We start from the raw sequence: 19,777 nt of genomic DNA, 5'->3' as shown, positions 1-19,777 counted from the left end.
CCGAGCCCGCCGCCCCGCCGGTGCCGCCGGAGCAGCCTGTGCAGCCCGTGCCTCCAGCCCAGCCCGCGCCGCAGCCGTACGCGCCGCCGCCGACGGAGCCCATCTACCAGCAGCCGCATCCATACCCGCCCCAGCCGGGCTACCAGCAGCCGGCCCAGCAGCCCTACCCGCCGGCGCAGCAGCCCCACCCGCCGGCGCAGCCGGTGCCGCAGCAGCCGGCGGCGCCGGTGCCGCAGCAGCAGGACGGATGGGTCCGGTTCAACGGTCTCGCGCTGAACGCCGAGACCCGGGTCGTCACCGTCAACGGCGCCTCCGTCGACCTGACCCGCACCGAGTTCGACCTGCTCGCCTCGCTACTGAGCACCGGCCGCCGGGTGCGCAGCAAGGCCGACCTGGTGCTGACCATGCGTGGTCAGCAGTACGTCACGTCGTACTTCGTCAACGAGGCCGACAAGCGCTCGGTCGAGGTCCACATCGCCAACCTGCGCCGCAAGATCGGCGACGACGCGGCGACCCCGCGCTACATCGAGACGGTCCGCGGCGTCGGCTACCGCCTCGCCGAGGCCGCCTGACGAGCCGCGAGCGCATGCTCGGTGGTCGAGTAGCGAGCGCCAGCGAGCGTATCGACCCCATGCGGTCGGTCGGTCTGCTGCGCGGCTCGGTCTCGATACGGCGGTCGCGGCTTCGTTCCTCAGCCGCGCGCCTACTCGACCTGGCTGCTGCGTCCCGGCCTTCGCGAGCTCAGGCCGGGGCAGCTCAGTTCGCGTCGACGGGGATCGACTGAGCCTGGGTGGGCTTGTCGCTCTGGAAGATCGCGATCGGCACCTTCTGGCGGATCACCTTCTTGGTGAACCGCGTCGAGCCGGCGCTGTCTTGGATCCACACGGTCGCGGTGAACAGCAGGTCGATGCCCCTGGTGTCCGGCGAGGTCGGCTTGATCCTCTGGTTGCGCAGCTCGAAGGCGCCCTTGGGGGAGGTGATGATCATCCCGTACCTGGTGGTCACCGGCTCGGGGTCGAACGTGATGTTCTTGGCCACGGCGTCGAGCCGGTAGGGGTGCTGGACGCGGCCGCCGTCGGTGGTCTTCGTCTCCGAGGTCACGGTGATGTGGTCGAGGTAGACCTTGCGCTTGGTCGCGAACTTGTCGCGCAGCCTCCGGTCGAGGTCGTAGGCCTGGAACGTGAACGAGAAGTACTTGTTGCCCTTCGGGTACCACTCGTTGGTGCGCGGCGTCGACTTCGTCGGGTAGAGCGTGTAGACGAAGTCCATCCCGTCGACGTCGATGTGGGACTGGAACGTCCCGTCGCGGGTGAACTGCGAGTCGTACGGCGTCTCGCTGGCGCTCGGCGTCGTCGTGGGCGTGCTGCTCGGGTCGTCGGATCCGGTCAGGCCGTCGAGGGCCGAGCAGCCGGTGGTGACCAGGAGCAGGGCCAGGAGGCTGCCGACGACGCCGACGACGCTCGAACGGGTGCGGGTCATCGTGGGGTCTCCTGCGGGGGAGGTCGGGCGGGTCATGCCTTGAACCCGCGGTAGCGCTTGAGGGACTTGATGATCATCCAGGCGGTCTGCAGCACGGTGATCACACCCAGGATCGGCCAGCAGGCCGCCAGGATGTCCGAGCGCAGCGGGATCGAGAGGAGCTGGGTCCAGACGACGGCGGCGATCGCGAACACGACGCCGAACGCGACGAACGGGTAGGTCCACGCGATGCCCTTGCCGCGCTCGGCCTTGGCCTGCGCGGCCCAGTTGTCGGTCTGCTGGCGGCTGAAGAACTTCAGCCACGCCCGGATGAAGTGCCCCATCCGGATCACCATGTACGCCTCGGCCGGCACCACGAGCAGCGCGAAGAGGTAGTCGCGCCGGTTCGCGAACGCCATCGAGCGGGCGACCCGGAAGTTCAGCCAGACCGCGGCCAGCGGCGGCACCAGCCACCAGGGGCTGAACACGAACGCGTGGATGTTCAAGGAGCCCGCGAGCAGCAGCACGAACATCGTGCGCGTCGTGATGTTGATGACCATCGACATGTGCTCGAACCAGCGCAGTCGCAGGTTGGGGTGGAACGGCTGGCCCTTGGTGTCGCCTCGCTGGCCCGGCCACATCAGGTCGATCGCGCCGAAGTTCCACTTCACCTGCTGGGCGTCGAGCGACCGCAGCGTGTCCATGCCGCCGACGTGGGCGCGAGCGCGGGCGCTGATCTTGGTGAGGTAGCCGGCGCTCTTGATCTGCAGCGAGAGCAGCGAGTCCTCGACCTCGCTGTCGTTGACCCACGGCGTGCGCTGGTGGCTGTCGCGCATCACGTCACGCAGTGCTTGGGTGGAGAAGATCGAGAACTGGCCGCCGAGGACCGCCATGTTGCGGCCCTTGAGCAGGTTCTGCATGTTGAACGCCGAGAACTGGGCCCGCTGGCCGGCGATCAGGAACTTGGCCATCCACCCGTCGAGGGCGCTGTCGTCGATCGAGTAGATCGCCGAGATGCCGCCGATGCGATCGTCGCTCGCGATCTCGTTGACGAGGTGCTCCACGGCGTCCGGCTCGGGTGTCGTGTCGCCGTCCACCCCGAGCAGGTAGTCCATCGTCTCGACGAGGGAGTAGCCGTAGTTGAGCGCGCCGACCTTCTTGTCGGGGTTCTTGCCGATGTCGTGGACGTAGATGACCGTGCTCTGCTCACCGGTCGGGGTCATCCGCGTCTGCGGCCCGGCGTAGTGGCTCGCGATCTCGACCGAGTCGTCGCTGGTGTTGTTGATGACGACGTGGATGGTGTCGGGGATCCGGGTCTGCTGGAGCAGCGAGTCGAGCACGCCGGCGATCGTCTCGGCCTCGTTGTACGCCGGGATGATGCAGCCGACCGTCGGACGGTACGTCGGCAGCTCCTCGACCTCGTCGAGGAACCGGCCCTCGTAGGCCGCGAGCCCGGGGTCGGCGGTGCGCACGTAGGGGTGGGCCTCGGCCCCGGCCTGGCCGGGGGGCTCGGCCCCCGGGCCCATGGTGGTCGCCTTCATGCTGGTCGTCTCCCGTCGCGCACGGACCGCCTGCGCGGACCGTCCGGTTGTCCTGGTGTCACCAGTCTCGGAAGCGCACCTCAAGACCCGACGCGGTAAACCTCAAAGATTCACCCAATTCGCCGGACGGAGTGGTCTGGACCAGTTCCGGGGTCGGATCAGCGTGGCAGCGCGCTCGCGCGCCAGCCTCCCGGCCCGTGCGGGAGCGTGCGGCGTACGCCGCGGTGCGGCGCGCTCCAAGCGCGCACCGGCCGCCGCGCGGGCGGCTGGGTGCTGCCCAGCGCCGCGAAGACCGCGACGACCGCGGCCACCTCCTCCGGCGTCGCGTCGCCGCGGACCACGCGGAGCAGGGGTCGGTCCGAGGTGTCGGGGCTCACAGCGGGATGTTCCCGTGCTTCTTGGCCGGGAGGGTCTCGCGCTTGGAGCGGAGCAGGCGCAGGGACCGGACGATCTCCAGGCGGGTCTCGTGGGGGGAGATGACCGCGTCGACGTAGCCGCGCTCGGCCGCGATGTAGGGGTTGGCGAGCGTGGTCTCGTACTCGTCGATCAGCTCCGCGCGGCGCGACTCGACGTCACCGCCCTCGGCCTCGATCGCCGCCAGCTCCTTGCGGTAGACGATGTTGGCCGCGCCCTGGGCGCCCATCACCGCGATCTGCGCGGTCGGCCACGCGACGTTGATGTCGGCACCCAGGTGCTTGGAGCCCATCACGTCGTAGGCGCCGCCGTAGGCCTTGCGGGTGATCACGGTGATCAGCGGGACCGTCGCCTCCGCGTAGGCGTAGATCAGCTTCGCGCCGCGCCGGATGATGCCGTTCCACTCCTGGTCGGTGCCGGGCAGGAAGCCGGGGACGTCGACGAACGTCAGGACCGGGATGTTGAACGCGTCGCAGAACCGCACGAACCGGGCCGCCTTCTCCGAGGCGTCGATGTCCAGGGTGCCGGCGAACTGCATCGGCTGGTTGGCGACCACGCCGACCGAGTGGCCCTCGACGCGGCCGAAGCCGACCACGATGTTGGGCGCGAACAGCTCCTGGACCTCGAGGAACTCCTGGTCGTCCAGGGTGGCCCGGATGACCTCGTGCATGTCGTAGGGCTGGTTCGGCGAGTCCGGGATGATCGTGTCGAGGCTGCGGTCGAGGTCGGTGAACTCCTCCGCGGCGGCGTCGTCGTAGGCCGGGACCTCGTCGAGGTTGTTCTGCGGCAGGTAGGACAGCAGCGCCTTGACGTACTCGATGGCGTCCTCCTCGTCCGAGCCCATGTAGTGGGCGTTGCCGGACTTGGTGTTGTGCGTGCGGGCGCCGCCGAGGTCCTCCATCGACACGTCTTCGCCGGTCACCGTCTTGATGACGTCGGGGCCGGTGATGAACATGTTGGAGGTGCCGTCGACCATGATCGTGAAGTCGGTGACGGCGGGGGAGTAGACGTGGCCACCGGCGCACGAGCCCATGATCAGGCTGATCTGCGGGATCACCCCGGAGGCGTGGACGTTGCGGCGGAAGATCTCGCCGTACAGCCCGAGGGAGACCACGCCCTCCTGGATGCGGGCGCCGGCGCCCTCGTTGATGCCGATGATCGGGCAGCCGGTCTTGATCGCGAGGTCCATGACCTTGGTGATCTTCTCGCCGTACACCTCGCCCAGGGAGCCGCCGAAGACCGTGAAGTCCTGGGAGAACACGCACACCTGGCGGCCGTCGATCGTGCCGTAGCCGGTCACCACCCCGTCGCCGTAGGGCCGGTTCTTCTCCAGGCCGAACGCGGTCGAGCGGTGCCGGGCCAGCTCGTCGAGCTCGACGAACGAGCCCTCGTCGAACAGCATCTCGATGCGCTCCCGCGCGGTCTTGCGTCCCTTCGCGTGCTGCTTCTCGACCGCCTTCGCCGATCCCGCGTGCACCGCCTCGTCCAGCCGGCGGTCGAGGTCGGCGAGCTTGCCCGCGGTCGTGTGGATGTCGGGGGCGTCGGGGGTGCTCGCTGCGTCTGGCGTCGGCTGTGCCATCTGTCCGGGGCTCCTCGGTGGCGGGGGGTGGGGACCGTGGGTCAATGTAGTGCCCGTGACCACAGACCCGGTGCGACGCATCTCACTCGACCCCGCCCCGCTCGCGGCTCTCGCGCCCGACCTCGTGGTCGAGGTGCTCGAGACCGCGACCTCCACCAACGCGGTCGCCGCGGAGCGGGCCCGGGCGGGCGCCGAGGAGGGCCTGGTCGTCGTCGCCGAGCACCAGACCGCCGGCCGCGGCCGCCTGGACCGGTCCTGGGAGACGCCGGCCCGCTCGTCGTTGACGTTCTCCCTGCTGGTCCGGCCGACCGTGCCACCGGCCGACTGGCCGTGGCTGCCGCTGCTCACCGGCTACACGGTCGCCAAGACGCTGCGCGCGGAGGGGTACGCCGCCGGCGTGAAGTGGCCCAACGACGTGCTGATCGGCGATCGCAAGCTGGTCGGGATCCTGGTGGAGCGGGTCGAGACGCCCACCGGGCCCGCCGCGGTCCTGGGGGTGGGTCTCAACGTCAGCCTCACCGAGGACGAGCTGCCCGTGCCGACGGCGACGTCGCTGGCCCTCGAGTCCGGCGCGCCCTCCGGAGCGGGGCCGGACCGCACCCACCTGCTCGTCGAGCTGCTGCGCTCGCTGCGCGAGGCGTACGACGCCTGGCAGGTCGGCGGGGCCGACGCGACCGACCGGCTGCGCTCGTCGTACGCCGCCGCCTGCGTCACCGTCGGACGCGAGGTGCGGGTGGACCTGCCCGGCGGCCAGGTGCTGACGGGCCGCGCCAGCGGGATCGACGACGCCGGGCGTCTGGTCGTCAGCGGCGCCGACGGCGAGTCCGTCGTCGGGGCGGGCGACGTCGTGCACGTGCGCCCCGCCACGCCCGACGGCCAACAGTGACATGATCGACACGTGGCCATCTCGCACAAGCTGCTCAACGAGGGTGAGACCGTCGTCGTCGACACCCGCACGCACGTCAAGGCCCTGATCGTCCCGCTGCTGGTCCTGGTCGTCCTGCTCGCGATCGGCACGTTCGTCCAGGTCCAGTGGGACCAGACGCTCGCCTACGTCGTGTGGGCCGTCGTCGTGGTCGGCATCGTGTGGTTCTTCCTGCGCCCGCTGCTGATCTGGGCGACCGCGACGTACACGTTCACCGACCGACGCCTGATCACCCGCAGCGGCGTCATCGTGCGCCGCGGCCACGACATGCCGCTGGCCCGGATCAGCGACATCGCCTACGAGTTCGGTCTCATCGACCGGATGCTCGGCTGCGGGACGCTGATCATCTCCGACGCCAGCGAGCACGGGCAGATCCGGCTGCACGACATCCCGCACGTCGAGGACACCCAGCGCAAGGTCAACGCGATGCTGCACGGCACCGACGACCGCTCGGCGGGACATGACGGGACCTGACGGCGGGGCGGCCGGGCCGGACGGCCTCCCGGGCTCGGAGGACCTCGAGCGGGCGATCCTCGGCGAGACGCCGGTCTTCAACGCACAAGAGGTCGCCGCGCGCACCGGTGTGACCGTCGCCGAGGCCCGGCGGCTGTGGCGTGCGCTGGGCTTCCCCGAGCACGGGCTCGAGACCGCGTTCACCGACGCGGACGCCGAGGCGCTCTCGACGCTGCTGGGCGTGGTCGCGTCGGGGGCGATCGACTTCGACATGGCGGTCAACCTCACCCGGGCGGTCGGCCAGACGATGGCGCGACTCGCCGACTGGGAGGTCGCCACGCTCGTGCACCGGGTCGAGGAGCTGGAGACCGGGGAGGAGGCGACGGGCAGCCGCATCGGGTCGGCGATCCGGCTCATCGACGAGATGAACCTGCCGTTCGAGGAGCTGCTCGTCTATGTCTGGCGCCGGCACCTCGCCGCCGCCGTCGCTCGCGTCGAGGCCTTGCGCGCCAACGAGGAGGACCTCAACACCGTCCAGCTCACGGTCGGCTTCGCCGACATCGTCAGCTTCACCGCGCTCTCCAACCGGCTCAGCGAGGAGCGCATCGGCGACCTGGTCGAGCTCTTCGAGTCACGGTGCGCCGACGTGGTCGCGGCCCAGCGGGGGCGGGTGATCAAGAGCATCGGCGACTCGGTCCTGTTCGTGAACGACGATCCCGTCCGGGCCTACGACACCGCGGAAGGGATCATCAACGTCGTCGGCCGCGACTCCCGGATGCCCGACGTACGCCTCGGGCTGGCCAGCGGGTCGGTCGTGATGCGGCTCGGCGACGTCTTCGGCCCACCGGTCAACCTGGCCGCCCGGCTGACCGCCGTCGCGCGGCGCAACCGGATCATCATCGACGCCGCGACGGCCGCGCTCCTGCCCGCCGACGAGTTCGAGACCCGGCCGCTGCCCGCCCGGCCGGTCCGCGGCTTCGGCATCGTCGAGCCGGTCGCCGTCCGGCGCGCGTGAGGTCGATCCCCACTCTGGACGAATTTCACCGTTTGCCCTGCGGCCCGCCTGCCGCGTTCCTACGGTGGGATCGTGATCGAGGTGCAGGACATCCGGCTCGATCCGATCTCGCGGCGGACGTGGCGTGGCTCTGAAGAGGTCAACTTGTCGCGCAAGGAGTTCGACCTGGTCCATGCGCTGATGGCGCGGGCCGGGGAGATCGTCACCCGGGACGAGCTGATGCGCGATGTCTGGCACACGTCGTTCTGGACCTCCTCGAAGACGATCGACGTCCACCTGGGGTGGGTGCGGCGCAAGCTCGGCGACGACAGCCGGCACCCGCGGCTGATCACGACGATCCGCGGCGAGGGCCTGCGCTTCGAGACCGAGGACCACACCCGCTGAGGGGCTCATCTAGAGTTCCGTCGTGCCCAGCCCCGGTGAGTCCAGTCCCGACCGTCGGCACGCGCCGACGCTCGCGGTGATCGGCGGCGGACAGCTCGCCCGGATGATGGCCGGCCCCGCCAACGCGCTCGGGCTGCCGCTGCGCCTGCTCGCCGAGGGCGACGGCGTCTCGGCCGCGCAGGTGATCCCGGACCACGTCGTCGGCGACTACCGCGACCTCGACACGCTGCGCCGGGTCACCGCGGGCTGCCCGGTCGTCACGTTCGACCACGAGCACGTCCCGACCGAGCACCTCCATGCGCTGGAGGAGGCCGGCATCGCCGTGCGCCCCGGACCGCACGCGCTCGTGCACGCCCAGGACAAGGCGGTCATGCGCGAGCGGCTGGTGGAGCTCGGAGTTCCGTGTCCGCGCAACGCCCTCGTCCACACGGTCGCCGACGTGGAGGCCTTCGGCTTCCCGTGCGTGCTGAAGACGACCCGCGGCGGCTACGACGGCAAGGGTGTGTGGTTCGTGCGCTCCGCGGCCGACTGCGAGGAGCCGTTCCGGGCCGCGCTGGAGTCCGACGTGCGGCTGCTGGCCGAGGAGCTCGTCGACTTCCGCCGCGAGCTGTCGGCATTGGTGGCCCGCTCGCCCAGCGGGCAGGCCGCGGCGTACCCGGTCGTCGCCTCGACCCAGGTCGACGGCATCTGCCGCGAGGTGATCGCGCCCGCGCCCGACCTCGACCCCGACCTCGCCGGCCAGGCCCAGGAGATCGCGCTGCGCATCGCCGGCGCCCTGGACGTGACCGGGGTCCTCGCCGTCGAGCTCTTCGAGACCCACGACGGCCGGGTGCTGGTCAACGAGCTGGCGATGCGCCCCCACAACACCGGCCACTGGACCCAGGACGGCGCGGTGACCTCGCAGTTCGAGAACCACCTGCGCGCCGTGCTCGACCTGCCGCTCGGCTCGCCCGCCCCGCGCGCCCGCTGGACGGTGATGGTGAACATCCTCGGCGGCGACGACCCGAGCGTCGGCCGGCTCTACGACGGCTACCCCCACGCGCTGGCCCGCGACCCGCTGCTGCGGGTGCACCTCTACGGCAAGGAGCTGCGGCCGGGACGCAAGGTCGGGCACGTCAACGCGTACGGCGACGACCTCGACGACTGCCTCGAGCGGGCGCGGCACGCCGCCGCGTGGTTCCGCGGAGACCTCGGCAATGAGAGTGAGTGAACGATGACGCAGACCGCTGACGGGGCCGCCCGGGTCGGGATCGTGATGGGGTCGGACTCCGACTGGCCCGTGATGAAGGCGGCCGCGGAGGCGCTCGCGGAGTTCGACATCGCCTACGAGGCCGACGTCGTCTCGGCACACCGGATGCCCGAGGAGATGCTCGCCTACGGACGGGAGGCCGCCGACCGCGGACTCGCGGCGATCATCGCCGGCGCCGGCGGCGCGGCCCACCTGCCGGGCATGCTCGCGGCGGTCACGCCGCTGCCGGTGATCGGCGTACCCGTGCCGCTGAAGAACCTCGACGGCCTCGACTCGCTGCTCTCGATCGTGCAGATGCCCGCGGGCGTCCCGGTCGCGACCGTCGCCGTCGGCGGCGCGCGCAACGCCGGCCTGCTCGCCGTCCGGATCCTCGCGGCCACCGATCCCGAGCTCCAGGACAAGATGCGCGCGTTCCAGGCGGAGCTGCGCAGCACCGCCCAGCAGAAGGGCGAGGCGGTCCGCGGCGACCGCCCCGGACGCCGACTGGGGTTCTAGTCCGGGGACTCCGTCGCCGGCGGCTCGACGAGGCCGTGCTCGTGGGCGAACACCACGATCTGGACCCGGTCGCGCAGCCCGAGCTTGCGCAGGATCGCGCCGACGTGGGTCTTGACCGTCGACTCGCTGGCGAACACCAGCCCCGCGATCTCGGTGTTGGACAGGCCGCGGGCCACCGCGCCGAACACCTCGCGCTCCTTCTCGGTCAGCGAGAGGTACGCCGCCGGCGCCGGTGCGCGGGTCTGGAACTGCCCGTCGAGCAGCGTCGCGAGGTCCTGCGGCGCGAGCACCGCGTTGCCGGCGTGCACCGTGCGGATCGCGTCGGCGAGCATCACCGGCGTGGTGCCCTTGAGGAGGAACCCGCTGGCCCCATGGCGGATCGCGGTCGCCGCCCGGTCGTCGAGGTTGAACGTGGTCAGCACGACCACCCGGACGGGGCGCTCGCGGCGGGCGGCGCGCTCGGGCAGGAAGATCTGCCGGGTCGCCTCCACGCCGTCCATCTCCGGCATCCGGATGTCCATCAGCACGACGTCGGGCTCGAGGTCGTCGACCAGGCCGACGGCCTCGAGCCCGTCGGCGGCCGCCCCGACGACCTCCATGCCCTCCTGGGCGTCGACGATCACCCGCACGCCCTCGCGGAACAGCTCCTGGTCGTCGACCAGCAGGACCCGGATCACCGGCTGCGCACCGGCAGCCAGGCCGTCGCCGTGAACGTCGGCGGGTCGGGCCGCCGGCGTACGTCGAGGCGGCCCCCGACCGACTCGAGCCGGCGCCGCATGCCCTCGAGCCCCTGTCCGCCACCCGCCTGTGCGCCACCCGGCCGGGCGGTGGTCAGCGGCTGGGTCTCGTCCGTGCCCGGCTCGACCACGTTCTGCACCTCGATCCTCAGCTCTCCCTCCCAGTGTCGCTCCACCCGCACGGGCTCGCCGCGGCGGCCGTGCTTGAGCGCGTTGGTCAGCATCTCCTGCAGCACCCGGAACGCCACGGCCCCGAGCTCGGGCGGCAGCGGCTGCGGGGTCCCGAACTCGGTGGACTGCACCTCGTGGCCGCTGGCGCGCACACCCTCGACCAGGCTGTCCAGGTCGGTGCTGCTCGGCCGTGGGCCGGCGCTGCCGCCGGTGGAGGCCAGCACCTGCCGGATGTCGTCGAGCGAGCTGCGCGCGGTCGTCGCGATGTTGTCCATCGTGCGCTTGAGCGCCTGGGCGTCGGCGTCCGGGAGGTACTGCGCCGACTCGGCCTGCGCCAGGATCACCGCGAGCGAGTGCCCGACCACGTCGTGCACGTCGCGCGCCAGCCGGGCCTGCTCCTCGCGGAGCCGGGCGATCTCCTCGGCCTGGTCGCGCTCGGCCTCGGCGACGACCTGGGAGGCGTGGGACTGCTGGGCCCGGGTGGAGAAGCGGACCGCGAGCCCGGCGAGCCACGGCACCCCGAGCACCGACATCCCGAGCACCGCGGCCGTGACCTGCCACCGGTCGCTCCAGCGCGCGGTCCGGTCCACCAGCGACTCGAAGCCGGCCGTGCTCAGCGCCGAGTAGAACACGCCGGGATCGATCCACAGCACCGTGATCGTCGCGGCCACCGGGATCGACAGCGCGCTCACCAGCACCGTCGCCGTGCTGCCCCAGCGGGCCGTCCCGAACGCGACCACCGCGATCGCCAGCTCGACCATCAGCAGCTGGGTGCCGGTGATCACCTGCATCGCGCCGATCGCCCACACCAGGGCGAGCGCCACGGCCGGCAGCTGCCGGGCGAGCGCGGCCGCCGAGGCGATGCCGAGGACCAGGAGCGTCAGCGCCGGACGCGGGTCGTCGACGTACCACTCGGGGTTGCGGAGGTCGACCACCTCGAGCAGGCCGACGAGCAGGACGACCGAGCCGACGGCGACGTCGGGCGCCCAGGCGCGCCAGCCGGTCATGCCTGCTCCCTGCGTCGTCGGTGTGGTCGGTGGCTGTCGCGCCAAGCGAACCACACTCACCGGTGGGCGCCGCGGACCAGTTCGTCGAGCAGGTCCGGGTAGGACAGTCCCGCCGCGGCGAACATGCGCGGCACCTGCGAGTGCTCGGTCATGCCGGGCACCGTGTTGACCTCGTTGAGCACCGGGCCGGCGTCGGTGAGGAAGAAGTCGACCCGCGCGACGCCGTCGCAGCCGAGGGCGTCGTACGTCGCGACCGCGGCCTCGGCGAGCGCCTTCGCCTCGATGTCCGCGAGCGCGGCGGGGATGCGGAAGTCCGCGTGCCCGCCGTACTTGGCCGCGAAGTCGAACAGACCCTCGACCACGATCTCCAGAGGCGGCGAGGCCACGACGGTGCCGTCGGCGCGGCGCAGCACCGCCACGTCGATCTCGCGGCCGACCACGACGTCCTCCACGAGCGCGCGGTCGTCGAGGGCCAGCGCCTCGTCGAGGGCGGCCCGCAGCCCGCCGGGCTCGCGGACCAGGCTGACGCCCTTGCTCGAGCCCGCGGCGACCGGCTTGACCACGACCGGGTGGGTCCAGACCTGCCCGGCCGCCGTGGCGGCGGTGACGAGCCGCCCGGGCGCGGTCGGGATGCCGACCGCCTCCGCGACGAGCTTGGTCGCCCACTTGTCCATCGCGACCGCGCCCGACCCGACGCCCGAGCCGACGTAGGGGAGACCGGCCAGCTCGCACAAGGCGGCGAGCGTGCCGTCCTCACCCCTCGGGCCGTGGACGACCGGGAACACGACGTCGCAGCCCAGCAGGACCCCGATCGCCCCGGCGAGGGAGAGCGGTCGCCGGTCGTCCCCGCGCCAGGTCCCGTCGAGGCCGATCGTCAGCGACACCACGTCGTACCGGTCCGGGTCGAGGCCGGCCGCCACCGAGGCCGCCGAGGCCAACGAGACCTCGTGCTCGCAGCTCTGCCCGCCACCGATCACGGCGACGTGCGTCCTCACGGCAGGCTCCGCAGGTGGGTCGGCCGGCGGATCGACCGGGCGACCCGGGCGCCGATGCCGGTGACGATCTCGTGCTCGATGGTCCCGGCCCACTCGGCCCAGTCGGCGACGGTCGGCTCTCCCTCGTCGCCGGGACCGAACACCGTCACGACCTCGCCGAGGTCGACCGGCCGCTCGCCGAGGTCGACGACCACCTGGTCCATCGAGATCCTCCCGACGACCGGACGGCGGCGGCCGCGGACCAGCACCTCGGCCCGGCCGGCGGCGACACGGGGCAGGCCGTCGGCGTACCCCAGCGGCACCAGCCCGAGGTGGGTGGCCGCCGGCGTCCGGTAGGCGTGGCCGTAGCCGACCGGCGTGCCGCCGCGGACGCGGCGTACCTGCACGACCGGGGCGGTCAGCGTCATCGCCGGCCGCAGCCGGGTGGTGCGCGAGGGGTCGATGCCGACCAGCCCGGCGCCGACCCGCGACATCGTGTGGTGGCTGCGCGGGTCGGTGAGCGTCGCGGCCGTGGCCGCGAGGTGGCGGTGGGCGGGTCGCAGGCCGGCGGCCCGCGCCGTCTCGAGCGCCCACGCGAACCGGGTGCGGCCGAGGGCGTTGCACTCGTCGCCGGGGTCCTCGGCGCAGCCGAGATGGCCCATCACGCCGACCACCTCGATCTCGCCGCGCTGCTCGGCGCGGCGCGCGGAGCGGCAGAGCTGGGCCCAGATCGCGGGCTCCGCTCCGTCGCGGGCCATGCCGGCGTCGACGTGGAGGTGCACGCGCGGCCGGCCACCGGTGCCGGCGACCGCCGTCAGGTGGGACAGGCTCGGCACCGCGACCTCGACGTCCTCGCGTACGCCGCGGGCGAAGTCCGCGTCCACGGGGTTGAGCCAGCTGAGGATCGGGGCGTCCAGTCCGGCGGCGCGGAGCGCGAAGGCCTCCTCGAGGCCGGTGACGCCGAGCCGGGTGGCGCCGTGGGCCAGCGCCGTGCGTGCGACGTCGACCGCGCCGTGGCCGAACCCGTCGGCCTTGACCACGGCCATGAGCCCGCCGCACGCGCGCCCGGCGAGGAGCCGGGCGTTGTGGGCGATCGCGGCGAGGTCGATCTCGAGCCGGGGCCCCGAGCCGACGTGCGCCCGCGGCGCCGCGGCCAGGCCGGTCACGCGGCCACCTCGGCGGACACGGGTCCGTAGAGGGCGTGACCGTGGCCGGTGAGCAGTGCCCAGTAGCGGTCGCCGTAGCTCCAGTGCCACCACTCGGTGGGGTAGTTCACCAGTCCCTGCTCGCCGAGCACGCGCGCGAGCAGCTCGCGGTGCGCCCGGGCGTCCGCGCCGATCCCGTCGGCCGCGAAGTAGCAGCGCCCGTCGCTGTCCTCCGGGGTCGCGTCGATCGGCGTGCCCAGGTCCAGCTGGTCGCCGCAGACGTCGACGAGCGTGAGGTCCACCGCGGCACCGGCCACGTGCGGGGCGACCTCGACCGGGCTCACGAAGCGGCTCGTCAGCACCTCCAGCTCCTCGGCGACCGCGTGCGGGTGGTGGCGGCGCACCCGAGCGGCGTACGACGCGACGATCGCGCGCTGGATCTCGAGCGGGCGGTAGCCCTCGATCACCCGCAGCCGGATGCCTCGCGGCAGTGCCGCGTCCGCCGCCCGCAGCCGGTCGGCGAGGCTCGCCCGCACGAGGGCACCGAAGGGGGAGAGGTCGCCGTCGAGGTGGACCAGCGGCTCGCCGGTCTCCGCGACCGGCACCGCGCGGACCCGCGGGTCCGAGAGCAGGATCGTCATGCCTCGACGCTAGGAACCACGGGGGTCCCGGCGCCTCCGCCTCAGGTGCCGACGTGCTGGCCCGGAGTACCGGTGTCCCGGTCCGAGGTGAGCGCCCGCACCCCCGGCAGCATCGCGAGGGCGTTCACGACCACCGAGAAGACCAGCAGCGCCACCGCCCACGCGTGGTGGTCGACGTCCCAGAGCGCCAGGCAGGCGAGGCCGAAGACGAGCACCTTCGCCAGGGGGCGCAGGACCGGGCCTCCGTACGGCGCCTTGGGGGAGGCGAACCAGTACCAGGTCGAGGCCGCGAGCACGGGCAGCAGCCACACCAGCACCCAGCTCGGCACGCCCAGCAGCGTCGACTCCCAGCCCCACACCCCGAACGCCGTGACCGCGGCGATCTCGTCGACGAACACCAAGAACAGGACCATCCAGCCGAACACCGCCATGGACCCATCATCGAGGATCGGTGGGTGCCACGGGCCGGCCGGCTGACAAGATGACCCCCATGCGCGTGCACCTCGGCTGCGACCATGCCGGACTCGACCTCAAGGACCACCTCAGCCGCTGGCTGACCGAGCACGGCTACGAGCCCGTCGACCACGGCCCGTACACCTACGACGCGCTCGACGACTACCCCGTCTTCTGCCTGCGCGCGGCGGAGGCGGTGGCCGCGGAGCGGGCGGCCGGGCAGGACAGCCTCGGCGTGGTGATCGGCGGGTCGGGCAACGGCGAGCAGATGGCCGCCAACAAGGTCCGCGGCATCCGGTGTGCCCTGGTCTGGTCGGAGGAGACCGCCGTGCTCGCCCGTCAGCACAACGACGCCAACGTGGTCTCCGTCGGCGGCCGGATGCACTCGCTGGAGGACATGACCCGGTTCGTCGAGGTGTTCCTCGCCGAGCCGTTCAGCGACGAGGAGCGCCACGTGCGCCGGATCGGCCAGATGGCGGCGTACGAGACCACCGGCGAGCTGCCTGCGCTGCCCGCCGATGCCTGAGGGACACACCCTCCACCGACTGGCCGACGAGATCACCGCGACCTTCGCGGGGCGGGTGGTCCGAGCCGGGAGTCCCCAAGGCCGGTTCGCGGACTCCGCGGCCCTCGTGGACGGCCAGGTGCTCGTCGGCGCCGAGGCCTGGGGCAAGCACCTGTTCATCGCCTTCCCCGACGAGCGGTTCGTGCACGTCCACCTGGGGCTGTACGGCAGGTTCGACGTGGTCACCGGGGTCGAGGAGGTCCCGGACCCGATCGGCCAGGTCCGGCTGCGACTCGTCGCCGCCGACGGCCGGTGGCACGCCTATGGCGACCTGCGCGGCGCCACGACCTGCGAGCTGATCACCCGCGAGCAGCGCGACGCCGTCGTCGCCCGCTCCGGGCCCGACCCCCTGCGCGACGACGCCGACCCGGACCGCGCCTGGGCGCGGATCAGGCGAAGCAAGGCGCCCATCGGCGGGCTGCTCATGGATCAGTCGGTGCTCGCCGGCGTCGGCAACGTCTACCGCGCCGAGCTGCTCTTCCGGCACCGGATCGACCCGATGCGGCCGGGCAACACCCTGCGGGCCGGCCAGTGGCGGGCCATGTGGGAGGACCTCGTCGCGCTGATGCACGAAGGCGTGCGGACCGGCCGGATCGACACGGTGCGACCCGAGCACACCCCCGAGGCGATGGGCCGGCCGCCGCGCCGCGACGACCACGGCGGCGAGGTCTACGTCTACCGGCGCACGGGGCAGGCCTGCCACGTGTGCGGGTCGACGGTGCGGACTGCGGAGCTGCAGGGGCGCAACCTGTTCTGGTGTCCCGGATGCCAGCGCAGGTTCCGGTCGCGAGCACTACAGTGAGCATCCCCGAGCACCGAGGACCGACGACGACGATGACCGCTCGCCCTGAGGCGGACCGGCCTGCCCCCCGGTCCTTGCGGCGACGCTCGTCGTTGCGCGGCTCGTTCGGCCGGGGGATCCGCCCACACAGCCGCACCCTCGGCTACCTGATCGCTCTAACCGTGGCCATCACGGCGGTCGTGATGACCTGGCCGTCGAACATCCCGCTGACGTCGCTGATGGTCCCGCTGCTCCTCGGCAGCCTGCTCCTCGGCCCGCGGCACCTGCCGTGGTTCGTGGTGTTCCTGATGGTGATGCTGATGCTCACCGTGGGGCGGCAAGAAGAGATCGTGCTGCGCACGGTGCTGGCGATCGCGATCGTCTTCCTGCTCTGCTTCATCGTGCTGGTCACCTCCTTCCGGCGCTCCCGCCTCGGTGTCGCCGGGGTGCTCGGCGAGTCGATGCTCGTCGACCTGCGCGACCGGATCCTCAACCAGGGCGGCATCCCTCACCTGTCCGAGGAGTGGCTGGTCGAGAGCGCGCTGCGCTCGGCGGGCGGTACGCCGTTCGCCGGGGACTTCGTGGTCGCGACCCGTCCCCGCAACAGCCGGCGCGTCGAGCTCGCCGTGGTCGACGTCTCGGGCAAGGGGGAGCAGGCCGGCACCCGGGCGCTGCTGCTCTCCGGTGCGTTCGGTGGCCTGCTCGGCGCGCTGCCGCCCGGCGAGTTCCTCCCCGCCGCCAACGACTACCTGCTGCGCCAGGACTGGGAGGAGGGCTTCGCGACCGCGGTGCACCTCTCCCTGGACACCGGCACCGGCGAGTTCGAGATCCGCGCCGCGGGCCACCCGCCCGCCGCTCAGCTCGACGCCGGGTCCGGTCGGTGGACGATCCACCAGGCCGAGGGGCCGGTGCTCGGACTGATCGAGGACGCGGAGTTCTCCATGGTCCGCGGCCTGCTGCGCCCCGGCGACGCGCTGCTGCTCTACACCGACGGGCTCGTGGAGACCCCGCGCCGCGACATCGGCCTGGGCATCGACCGGATGCTCGGCCACGCCGAGCGGCTGCTGCGCGACGGCTTCGACGGCGGTGCGGACCGGCTGGTCGAGTCGCTCGGGTCCGAGAACGACGACCGCGCCCTGGTGCTCCTGCACCGTCGCTGACCCGCCTCGGGCCCGATCTCGCCGAGGCCGCCTCGGTTGGGTGGGGCGCCTGCCCGTGTGGCAGGATTCGGGGGTCCCGGGGGCAGGTCCCCGGGTGCGCGGATGTAGCTCAATGGTAGAGCCCCAGTCTTCCAAACTGGCTACGCGGGTTCGATTCCCGTCATCCGCTCCAAGCAGGGACCGACCGCTCCAACAGCGGGCGGAGGCCCACTTGGCGGGGCGTAGCGTAGTGGCTAGCGCGCCTGCTTTGGGAGCAGGAGATCGCAGGTTCGAGTCCTGTCGCCCCGACGCACCACCCACCACCAGCAGCATGACCAGAAGCATGAGGAGAAGACCTGTGAAGAGCGCCGTCGAGACCTTGAGCCCGACCCGGGCCAAGCTGACCGTCGAGGTGCCCTTCGAGGAGCTCAAGCCGAGCCTCGACGCGGCGTACAAGCAGATTGCCCAGCAGATCAACGTCCCCGGCTTCCGGCGCGGCAAGGTCCCGCCGATGGTCATCGACCGTCAGGTCGGCCGCGGCGCCGTGCTCGACCAGGCGATCAACGAGGTGGTGCCGCAGAAGTACGTCGAGGCGCTGCAGGCCAACTCTCTCCAGCCGCTCGCGCAGCCGGAGATCGAGGTGACCAAGTTCGAGGACAACGCGGCGCTGGAGTTCACCGCCGAGGTGGACGTCCGCCCCGAGATCGCGCTGCCCGACTACGACGGTGTCGAGGCGCAGGTCGACGACATCGAGCTCACCGACGCGGACGTCGAGGAGCAGGTCGAGGCGCTCCGCGAGCGGTTCGCGACGCTGATCGACGTCGAGCGCCCCGCAGCCGACGGCGACTTCGTCGTCATGGACCTCGTCGCCAAGCGCGACGGCGAGACGATCGAGGGCGCCGAGGTCAGCGGCATGTCCTACCGCGTCGGCCGTGGCGGCATGCTCGACGGTCTCGACGAGGCGCTGGTCGGCATGGCCGCGGGTGACGAGAAGACGTTCGCCTCCGAGCTCGTCGGCGGCGACCTGGTCGGCGAGTCCGTCGACGTCACGGTCACCGTGAGCCAGGTCCAGGAGCAGGAGCTGCCCGAGCTCGACGACGAGTTCGCGCAGATGGCCTCCGAGTTCGACACCGTCGAGGAGCTCACCGCCGACGTGCGTGAGCGCCTGAGCCGGGGCCGGCGCCTCGAGCAGGCCGCCGCCGCCCGCGACGCCGTCCTCGAGCAGCTGCTCGACCGGGTCGAGGTGCCGCTGCCGGAGACGATCGTCACCGACGAGCTCAACGCCCGCCGCCAGAGCGTCGAGCAGCAGCTCATGTACGCCGGCATCACCATGGACAAGTACCTCGAGGACGAGGGCCAGACCCTCGAGGAGTTCGAGGCCGACCTCGAGCGCCGGGTCCGCGACGCGGTGGCCGCCCAGTTCCTCCTCGACGAGATCGCCAAGAAGGAGGAGTTCGGCATCGACCAGTCCGAGCTCTCCGAGCACCTCGTGCGGCGCGCCCAGCAGTCCGGGCAGGACCCGCAGGAGTTCGCGAACCACATGTTCGAGCACAACCACATCCCCGAGCTGGTCCAGGAGATCCTGCGCGGCAAGGCGCTGGCCCGGGTCGTGGAGGCCGCGGTCGTCACCGACGCCTCGGGCAAGGCCGTGGAGCTGAAGAACCTGCGCCCCGACGGCACGATCGGCGAGCCCGAGGCCGAGGCCGAGGTCCCCGCGGACGAGCCCGCCGCGGAGGAGCCCGCCTCGGAGGAGTGAGCCGGGTCGCCGCGGGGTAGAACTGCGGCATGACCAGGCACTCGGGGGTCTCGGAGGGCACACCCGCCGCCGACGCGGCGTGGCGTCCGCCCGCCCCCGCCGCACCGACCGACCAGCCACCACCGGAGTCGCTTCCCGGCTACGACCTCCTCACCGAGGTCGGCCGCGGGGGCGACTCCGTGGTGTATCGGGCCCGCGACGTCGCGATGGACCGCGACGTCGCCATCAAGGTGCTGCAGACCGACGACGAGCGGGCCGTGGCCCGGTTCCGGCGGGAGATCGCGATCACGGTCCGCCTCGGCCGGCAGCACCCGCACATCGTCAACATCCTCGCCACCGGCACGACCGCCTCGGGGCACCCGGCGATCGTCATGGACTACTACGAGGCCGGCTCGCTGCACGACCGGCTGCACTCCCACGGCCCGCTGCCGGTCGAGGAGGTCGTGACGATCGGCACGGTGCTCGCCGACGCGCTCGCGTTCGCCCACGCCCACGGGGTCCTGCACCGTGACGTGAAGCCCCAGAACGTGCTGGTGCTGCCGACCTCCTGGGTGCTCGCGGACTTCGGGATCGCCCGGCTCGTGGACTCCGAGCACACCTCCTCGGTGGAGACGTTCACCTATCGGCACGCCTCGCCCCAGATCCTCGACGGCCAGCCACCCGGCGAGGCCGACGACGTCTGGTCGCTCGGCTCGACGCTCTACACCCTCGTCGACGGGCGTCCGCCGTTCGCGAGCGAGGACCCCGACGACGACTCGGCGCTGGCCTACCTGCGCCGGGCCCGCACCGAGGCGCACCGGCCCCTGACCACCCCGGGGGCCGAGGCGCTGGCCGCTGTCGTCGACCGGTGCCTGGCCAAGCGGGTCGAGGACCGGTGGCCGTCCGCGGCCGGGCT

At 72.3% G+C, this 19,777-nt stretch carries 22 protein-coding genes and 2 tRNA genes; 14 read left to right on the top strand and 10 right to left on the bottom strand.

Going from position 1 to position 19,777, the window contains the following annotated elements; all coding sequences use genetic code 11:
- The coding region (locus VGD85_RS18565; protein WP_331064910.1) for a response regulator transcription factor at positions 1–572 on the top strand (572 nt) is incomplete at its 5' end.
- Positions 573–756: 184 nt separating this feature from the next.
- On the opposite strand, the gene VGD85_RS18560 is transcribed toward VGD85_RS18565, so the two are convergent.
- The 4 genes from VGD85_RS18560 to VGD85_RS18545 all read right to left on the bottom strand — a co-directional run bounded on the left by VGD85_RS18560 (position 757) and on the right by VGD85_RS18545 (position 4,992).
- On the bottom strand, positions 757–1,479 hold the full coding sequence (locus VGD85_RS18560; protein ID WP_331064909.1) for a hypothetical protein: 723 nt from the start codon (positions 1,477–1,479) through the stop codon (positions 757–759).
- Between the two features lie 32 nt (positions 1,480–1,511).
- Positions 1,512–2,999, bottom strand: coding sequence for a glycosyltransferase family 2 protein (locus VGD85_RS18555; protein ID WP_331064908.1), 1,488 nt, complete (start codon positions 2,997–2,999; stop codon positions 1,512–1,514).
- A 158-nt stretch (positions 3,000–3,157) separates the two neighbouring features.
- Positions 3,158–3,376 (bottom strand): acyl-CoA carboxylase subunit epsilon, encoded by a 219-nt coding sequence (locus VGD85_RS18550; RefSeq protein WP_331064907.1) that lies wholly within the window; start codon positions 3,374–3,376, stop codon positions 3,158–3,160.
- Positions 3,373–4,992, bottom strand: coding sequence for an acyl-CoA carboxylase subunit beta (locus VGD85_RS18545; RefSeq protein WP_331064906.1), 1,620 nt, complete (start codon positions 4,990–4,992; stop codon positions 3,373–3,375). The genes VGD85_RS18550 and VGD85_RS18545 overlap by 4 nt, the downstream gene beginning before the upstream one ends.
- A 55-nt stretch (positions 4,993–5,047) precedes the next feature.
- On the opposite strand from VGD85_RS18545, the gene VGD85_RS18540 reads away from it, so the two are divergent.
- From VGD85_RS18540 to purE, 6 genes are all read left to right on the top strand, one after another.
- Positions 5,048–5,878 (top strand): biotin--[acetyl-CoA-carboxylase] ligase, encoded by an 831-nt coding sequence (locus tag VGD85_RS18540; protein ID WP_331064905.1) that lies wholly within the window; start codon positions 5,048–5,050, stop codon positions 5,876–5,878.
- Between the two features lie 12 nt (positions 5,879–5,890).
- Positions 5,891–6,391, top strand: coding sequence for a PH domain-containing protein (locus VGD85_RS18535; RefSeq protein WP_331064904.1), 501 nt, complete (start codon positions 5,891–5,893; stop codon positions 6,389–6,391).
- On the top strand, positions 6,378–7,385 hold the full coding sequence (locus VGD85_RS18530; protein WP_331064903.1) for an adenylate/guanylate cyclase domain-containing protein: 1,008 nt from the start codon (positions 6,378–6,380) through the stop codon (positions 7,383–7,385). The genes VGD85_RS18535 and VGD85_RS18530 overlap by 14 nt, the downstream gene beginning before the upstream one ends.
- Positions 7,386–7,457: 72 nt before the next feature.
- Positions 7,458–7,769 (top strand): winged helix-turn-helix domain-containing protein, encoded by a 312-nt coding sequence (locus VGD85_RS18525; RefSeq protein WP_331064902.1) that lies wholly within the window; start codon positions 7,458–7,460, stop codon positions 7,767–7,769.
- A 22-nt stretch (positions 7,770–7,791) separates the two neighbouring features.
- Positions 7,792–8,979: a 5-(carboxyamino)imidazole ribonucleotide synthase gene (locus tag VGD85_RS18520; RefSeq protein WP_331064901.1), complete on the top strand. Its 1,188-nt coding sequence runs from the start codon at positions 7,792–7,794 to the stop codon at positions 8,977–8,979.
- A 3-nt stretch (positions 8,980–8,982) separates the two neighbouring features.
- Positions 8,983–9,513, top strand: coding sequence for a 5-(carboxyamino)imidazole ribonucleotide mutase (purE, locus tag VGD85_RS18515; RefSeq protein ID WP_331064900.1), 531 nt, complete (start codon positions 8,983–8,985; stop codon positions 9,511–9,513).
- On the opposite strand, the gene VGD85_RS18510 is transcribed toward purE, so the two are convergent.
- Genes VGD85_RS18510 through VGD85_RS18485 form a run of 6 tightly spaced genes read right to left on the bottom strand, consistent with a single transcriptional unit; the run spans position 9,510 to position 14,619 of the window.
- On the bottom strand, positions 9,510–10,190 hold the full coding sequence (locus tag VGD85_RS18510) for a response regulator transcription factor (protein ID WP_331064899.1): 681 nt from the start codon (positions 10,188–10,190) through the stop codon (positions 9,510–9,512). The two genes, purE and VGD85_RS18510, sit on opposite strands and share 4 nt — an antisense overlap.
- A complete protein-coding gene (locus VGD85_RS18505) occupies positions 10,187–11,428 on the bottom strand; it encodes a sensor histidine kinase (protein ID WP_331064898.1) in 1,242 nt (413 codons plus the stop codon). The genes VGD85_RS18510 and VGD85_RS18505 overlap by 4 nt, the downstream gene beginning before the upstream one ends.
- 56 nt (positions 11,429–11,484) lie before the next feature.
- Positions 11,485–12,423, bottom strand: coding sequence for a D-alanine--D-alanine ligase (locus tag VGD85_RS18500; protein WP_331064897.1), 939 nt, complete (start codon positions 12,421–12,423; stop codon positions 11,485–11,487).
- Positions 12,420–13,568, bottom strand: coding sequence for an alanine racemase (alr, locus tag VGD85_RS18495; RefSeq protein WP_331064896.1), 1,149 nt, complete (start codon positions 13,566–13,568; stop codon positions 12,420–12,422). The genes VGD85_RS18500 and alr overlap by 4 nt, the downstream gene beginning before the upstream one ends.
- Complete coding sequence (locus tag VGD85_RS18490) at positions 13,565–14,188, bottom strand: M15 family metallopeptidase (RefSeq protein WP_331064895.1); 624 nt, start codon at positions 14,186–14,188, stop codon at positions 13,565–13,567. Before VGD85_RS18490 ends, alr begins: the two co-directional genes overlap by 4 nt.
- Before the next feature lie 41 nt (positions 14,189–14,229).
- Complete coding sequence (locus tag VGD85_RS18485; RefSeq protein WP_331064894.1) at positions 14,230–14,619, bottom strand: YrdB family protein; 390 nt, start codon at positions 14,617–14,619, stop codon at positions 14,230–14,232.
- Positions 14,620–14,678: 59 nt separating this feature from the next.
- Between VGD85_RS18485 and VGD85_RS18480 the strand changes: the two genes are divergently transcribed.
- The 7 genes from VGD85_RS18480 to VGD85_RS18450 all read left to right on the top strand — a co-directional run.
- Positions 14,679–15,167 (top strand): ribose-5-phosphate isomerase, encoded by a 489-nt coding sequence (locus VGD85_RS18480; protein WP_331064911.1) that lies wholly within the window; start codon positions 14,679–14,681, stop codon positions 15,165–15,167.
- Positions 15,160–16,008, top strand: coding sequence for an Fpg/Nei family DNA glycosylase (locus VGD85_RS18475; protein ID WP_331064893.1), 849 nt, complete (start codon positions 15,160–15,162; stop codon positions 16,006–16,008). The genes VGD85_RS18480 and VGD85_RS18475 overlap by 8 nt, the downstream gene beginning before the upstream one ends.
- A gap of 161 nt (positions 16,009–16,169) precedes the next feature.
- Complete coding sequence (locus tag VGD85_RS18470; protein ID WP_331064892.1) at positions 16,170–17,147, top strand: PP2C family protein-serine/threonine phosphatase; 978 nt, start codon at positions 16,170–16,172, stop codon at positions 17,145–17,147.
- A 98-nt stretch (positions 17,148–17,245) separates the two neighbouring features.
- Positions 17,246–17,319 (top strand) — tRNA-Gly (locus VGD85_RS18465).
- 43 nt (positions 17,320–17,362) lie between these two features.
- A tRNA-Pro gene (locus VGD85_RS18460) sits at positions 17,363–17,435 on the top strand.
- 49 nt (positions 17,436–17,484) lie between these two features.
- Positions 17,485–18,882 (top strand): trigger factor, encoded by a 1,398-nt coding sequence (gene tig / locus VGD85_RS18455; RefSeq protein ID WP_331064891.1) that lies wholly within the window; start codon positions 17,485–17,487, stop codon positions 18,880–18,882.
- A gap of 29 nt (positions 18,883–18,911) precedes the next feature.
- A partial coding sequence (locus tag VGD85_RS18450) for a serine/threonine-protein kinase (protein WP_331064890.1) occupies positions 18,912–19,777 on the top strand: 866 nt, incomplete at its 3' end.

The organism is Nocardioides sp. (genome assembly GCF_036401255.1).
GTDB lineage: Bacteria > Actinomycetota > Actinomycetes > Propionibacteriales > Nocardioidaceae > Nocardioides.
This window is presented reverse-complemented; position numbering and strand designations above follow the sequence as displayed.

What these genes read in the sequence shown, in the direction of transcription:
- VGD85_RS18560 (WP_331064909.1), bottom strand. Translation starts at nt 1,479, where the DNA reads ATGACCCGCACCCGTTCGAGCGTCGTCGGCGTCGTCGGCAGCCTCCTG.
- VGD85_RS18555 (WP_331064908.1), bottom strand. Translation starts at nt 2,999, where the DNA reads ATGAAGGCGACCACCATGGGCCCGGGGGCCGAGCCCCCCGGCCAGGCC.
- VGD85_RS18545 (WP_331064906.1), bottom strand. Translation starts at nt 4,992, where the DNA reads ATGGCACAGCCGACGCCAGACGCAGCGAGCACCCCCGACGCCCCCGAC.
- VGD85_RS18530 (WP_331064903.1), top strand. Translation starts at nt 6,378, where the DNA reads ATGACGGGACCTGACGGCGGGGCGGCCGGGCCGGACGGCCTCCCGGGC.
- purE (WP_331064900.1), top strand. Translation starts at nt 8,983, where the DNA reads ATGACGCAGACCGCTGACGGGGCCGCCCGGGTCGGGATCGTGATGGGG.
- VGD85_RS18505 (WP_331064898.1), bottom strand. Translation starts at nt 11,428, where the DNA reads ATGACCGGCTGGCGCGCCTGGGCGCCCGACGTCGCCGTCGGCTCGGTC.
- VGD85_RS18490 (WP_331064895.1), bottom strand. Translation starts at nt 14,188, where the DNA reads ATGACGATCCTGCTCTCGGACCCGCGGGTCCGCGCGGTGCCGGTCGCG.
- VGD85_RS18485 (WP_331064894.1), bottom strand. Translation starts at nt 14,619, where the DNA reads ATGGCGGTGTTCGGCTGGATGGTCCTGTTCTTGGTGTTCGTCGACGAG.
- VGD85_RS18480 (WP_331064911.1), top strand. Translation starts at nt 14,679, where the DNA reads ATGCGCGTGCACCTCGGCTGCGACCATGCCGGACTCGACCTCAAGGAC.
- VGD85_RS18475 (WP_331064893.1), top strand. Translation starts at nt 15,160, where the DNA reads ATGCCTGAGGGACACACCCTCCACCGACTGGCCGACGAGATCACCGCG.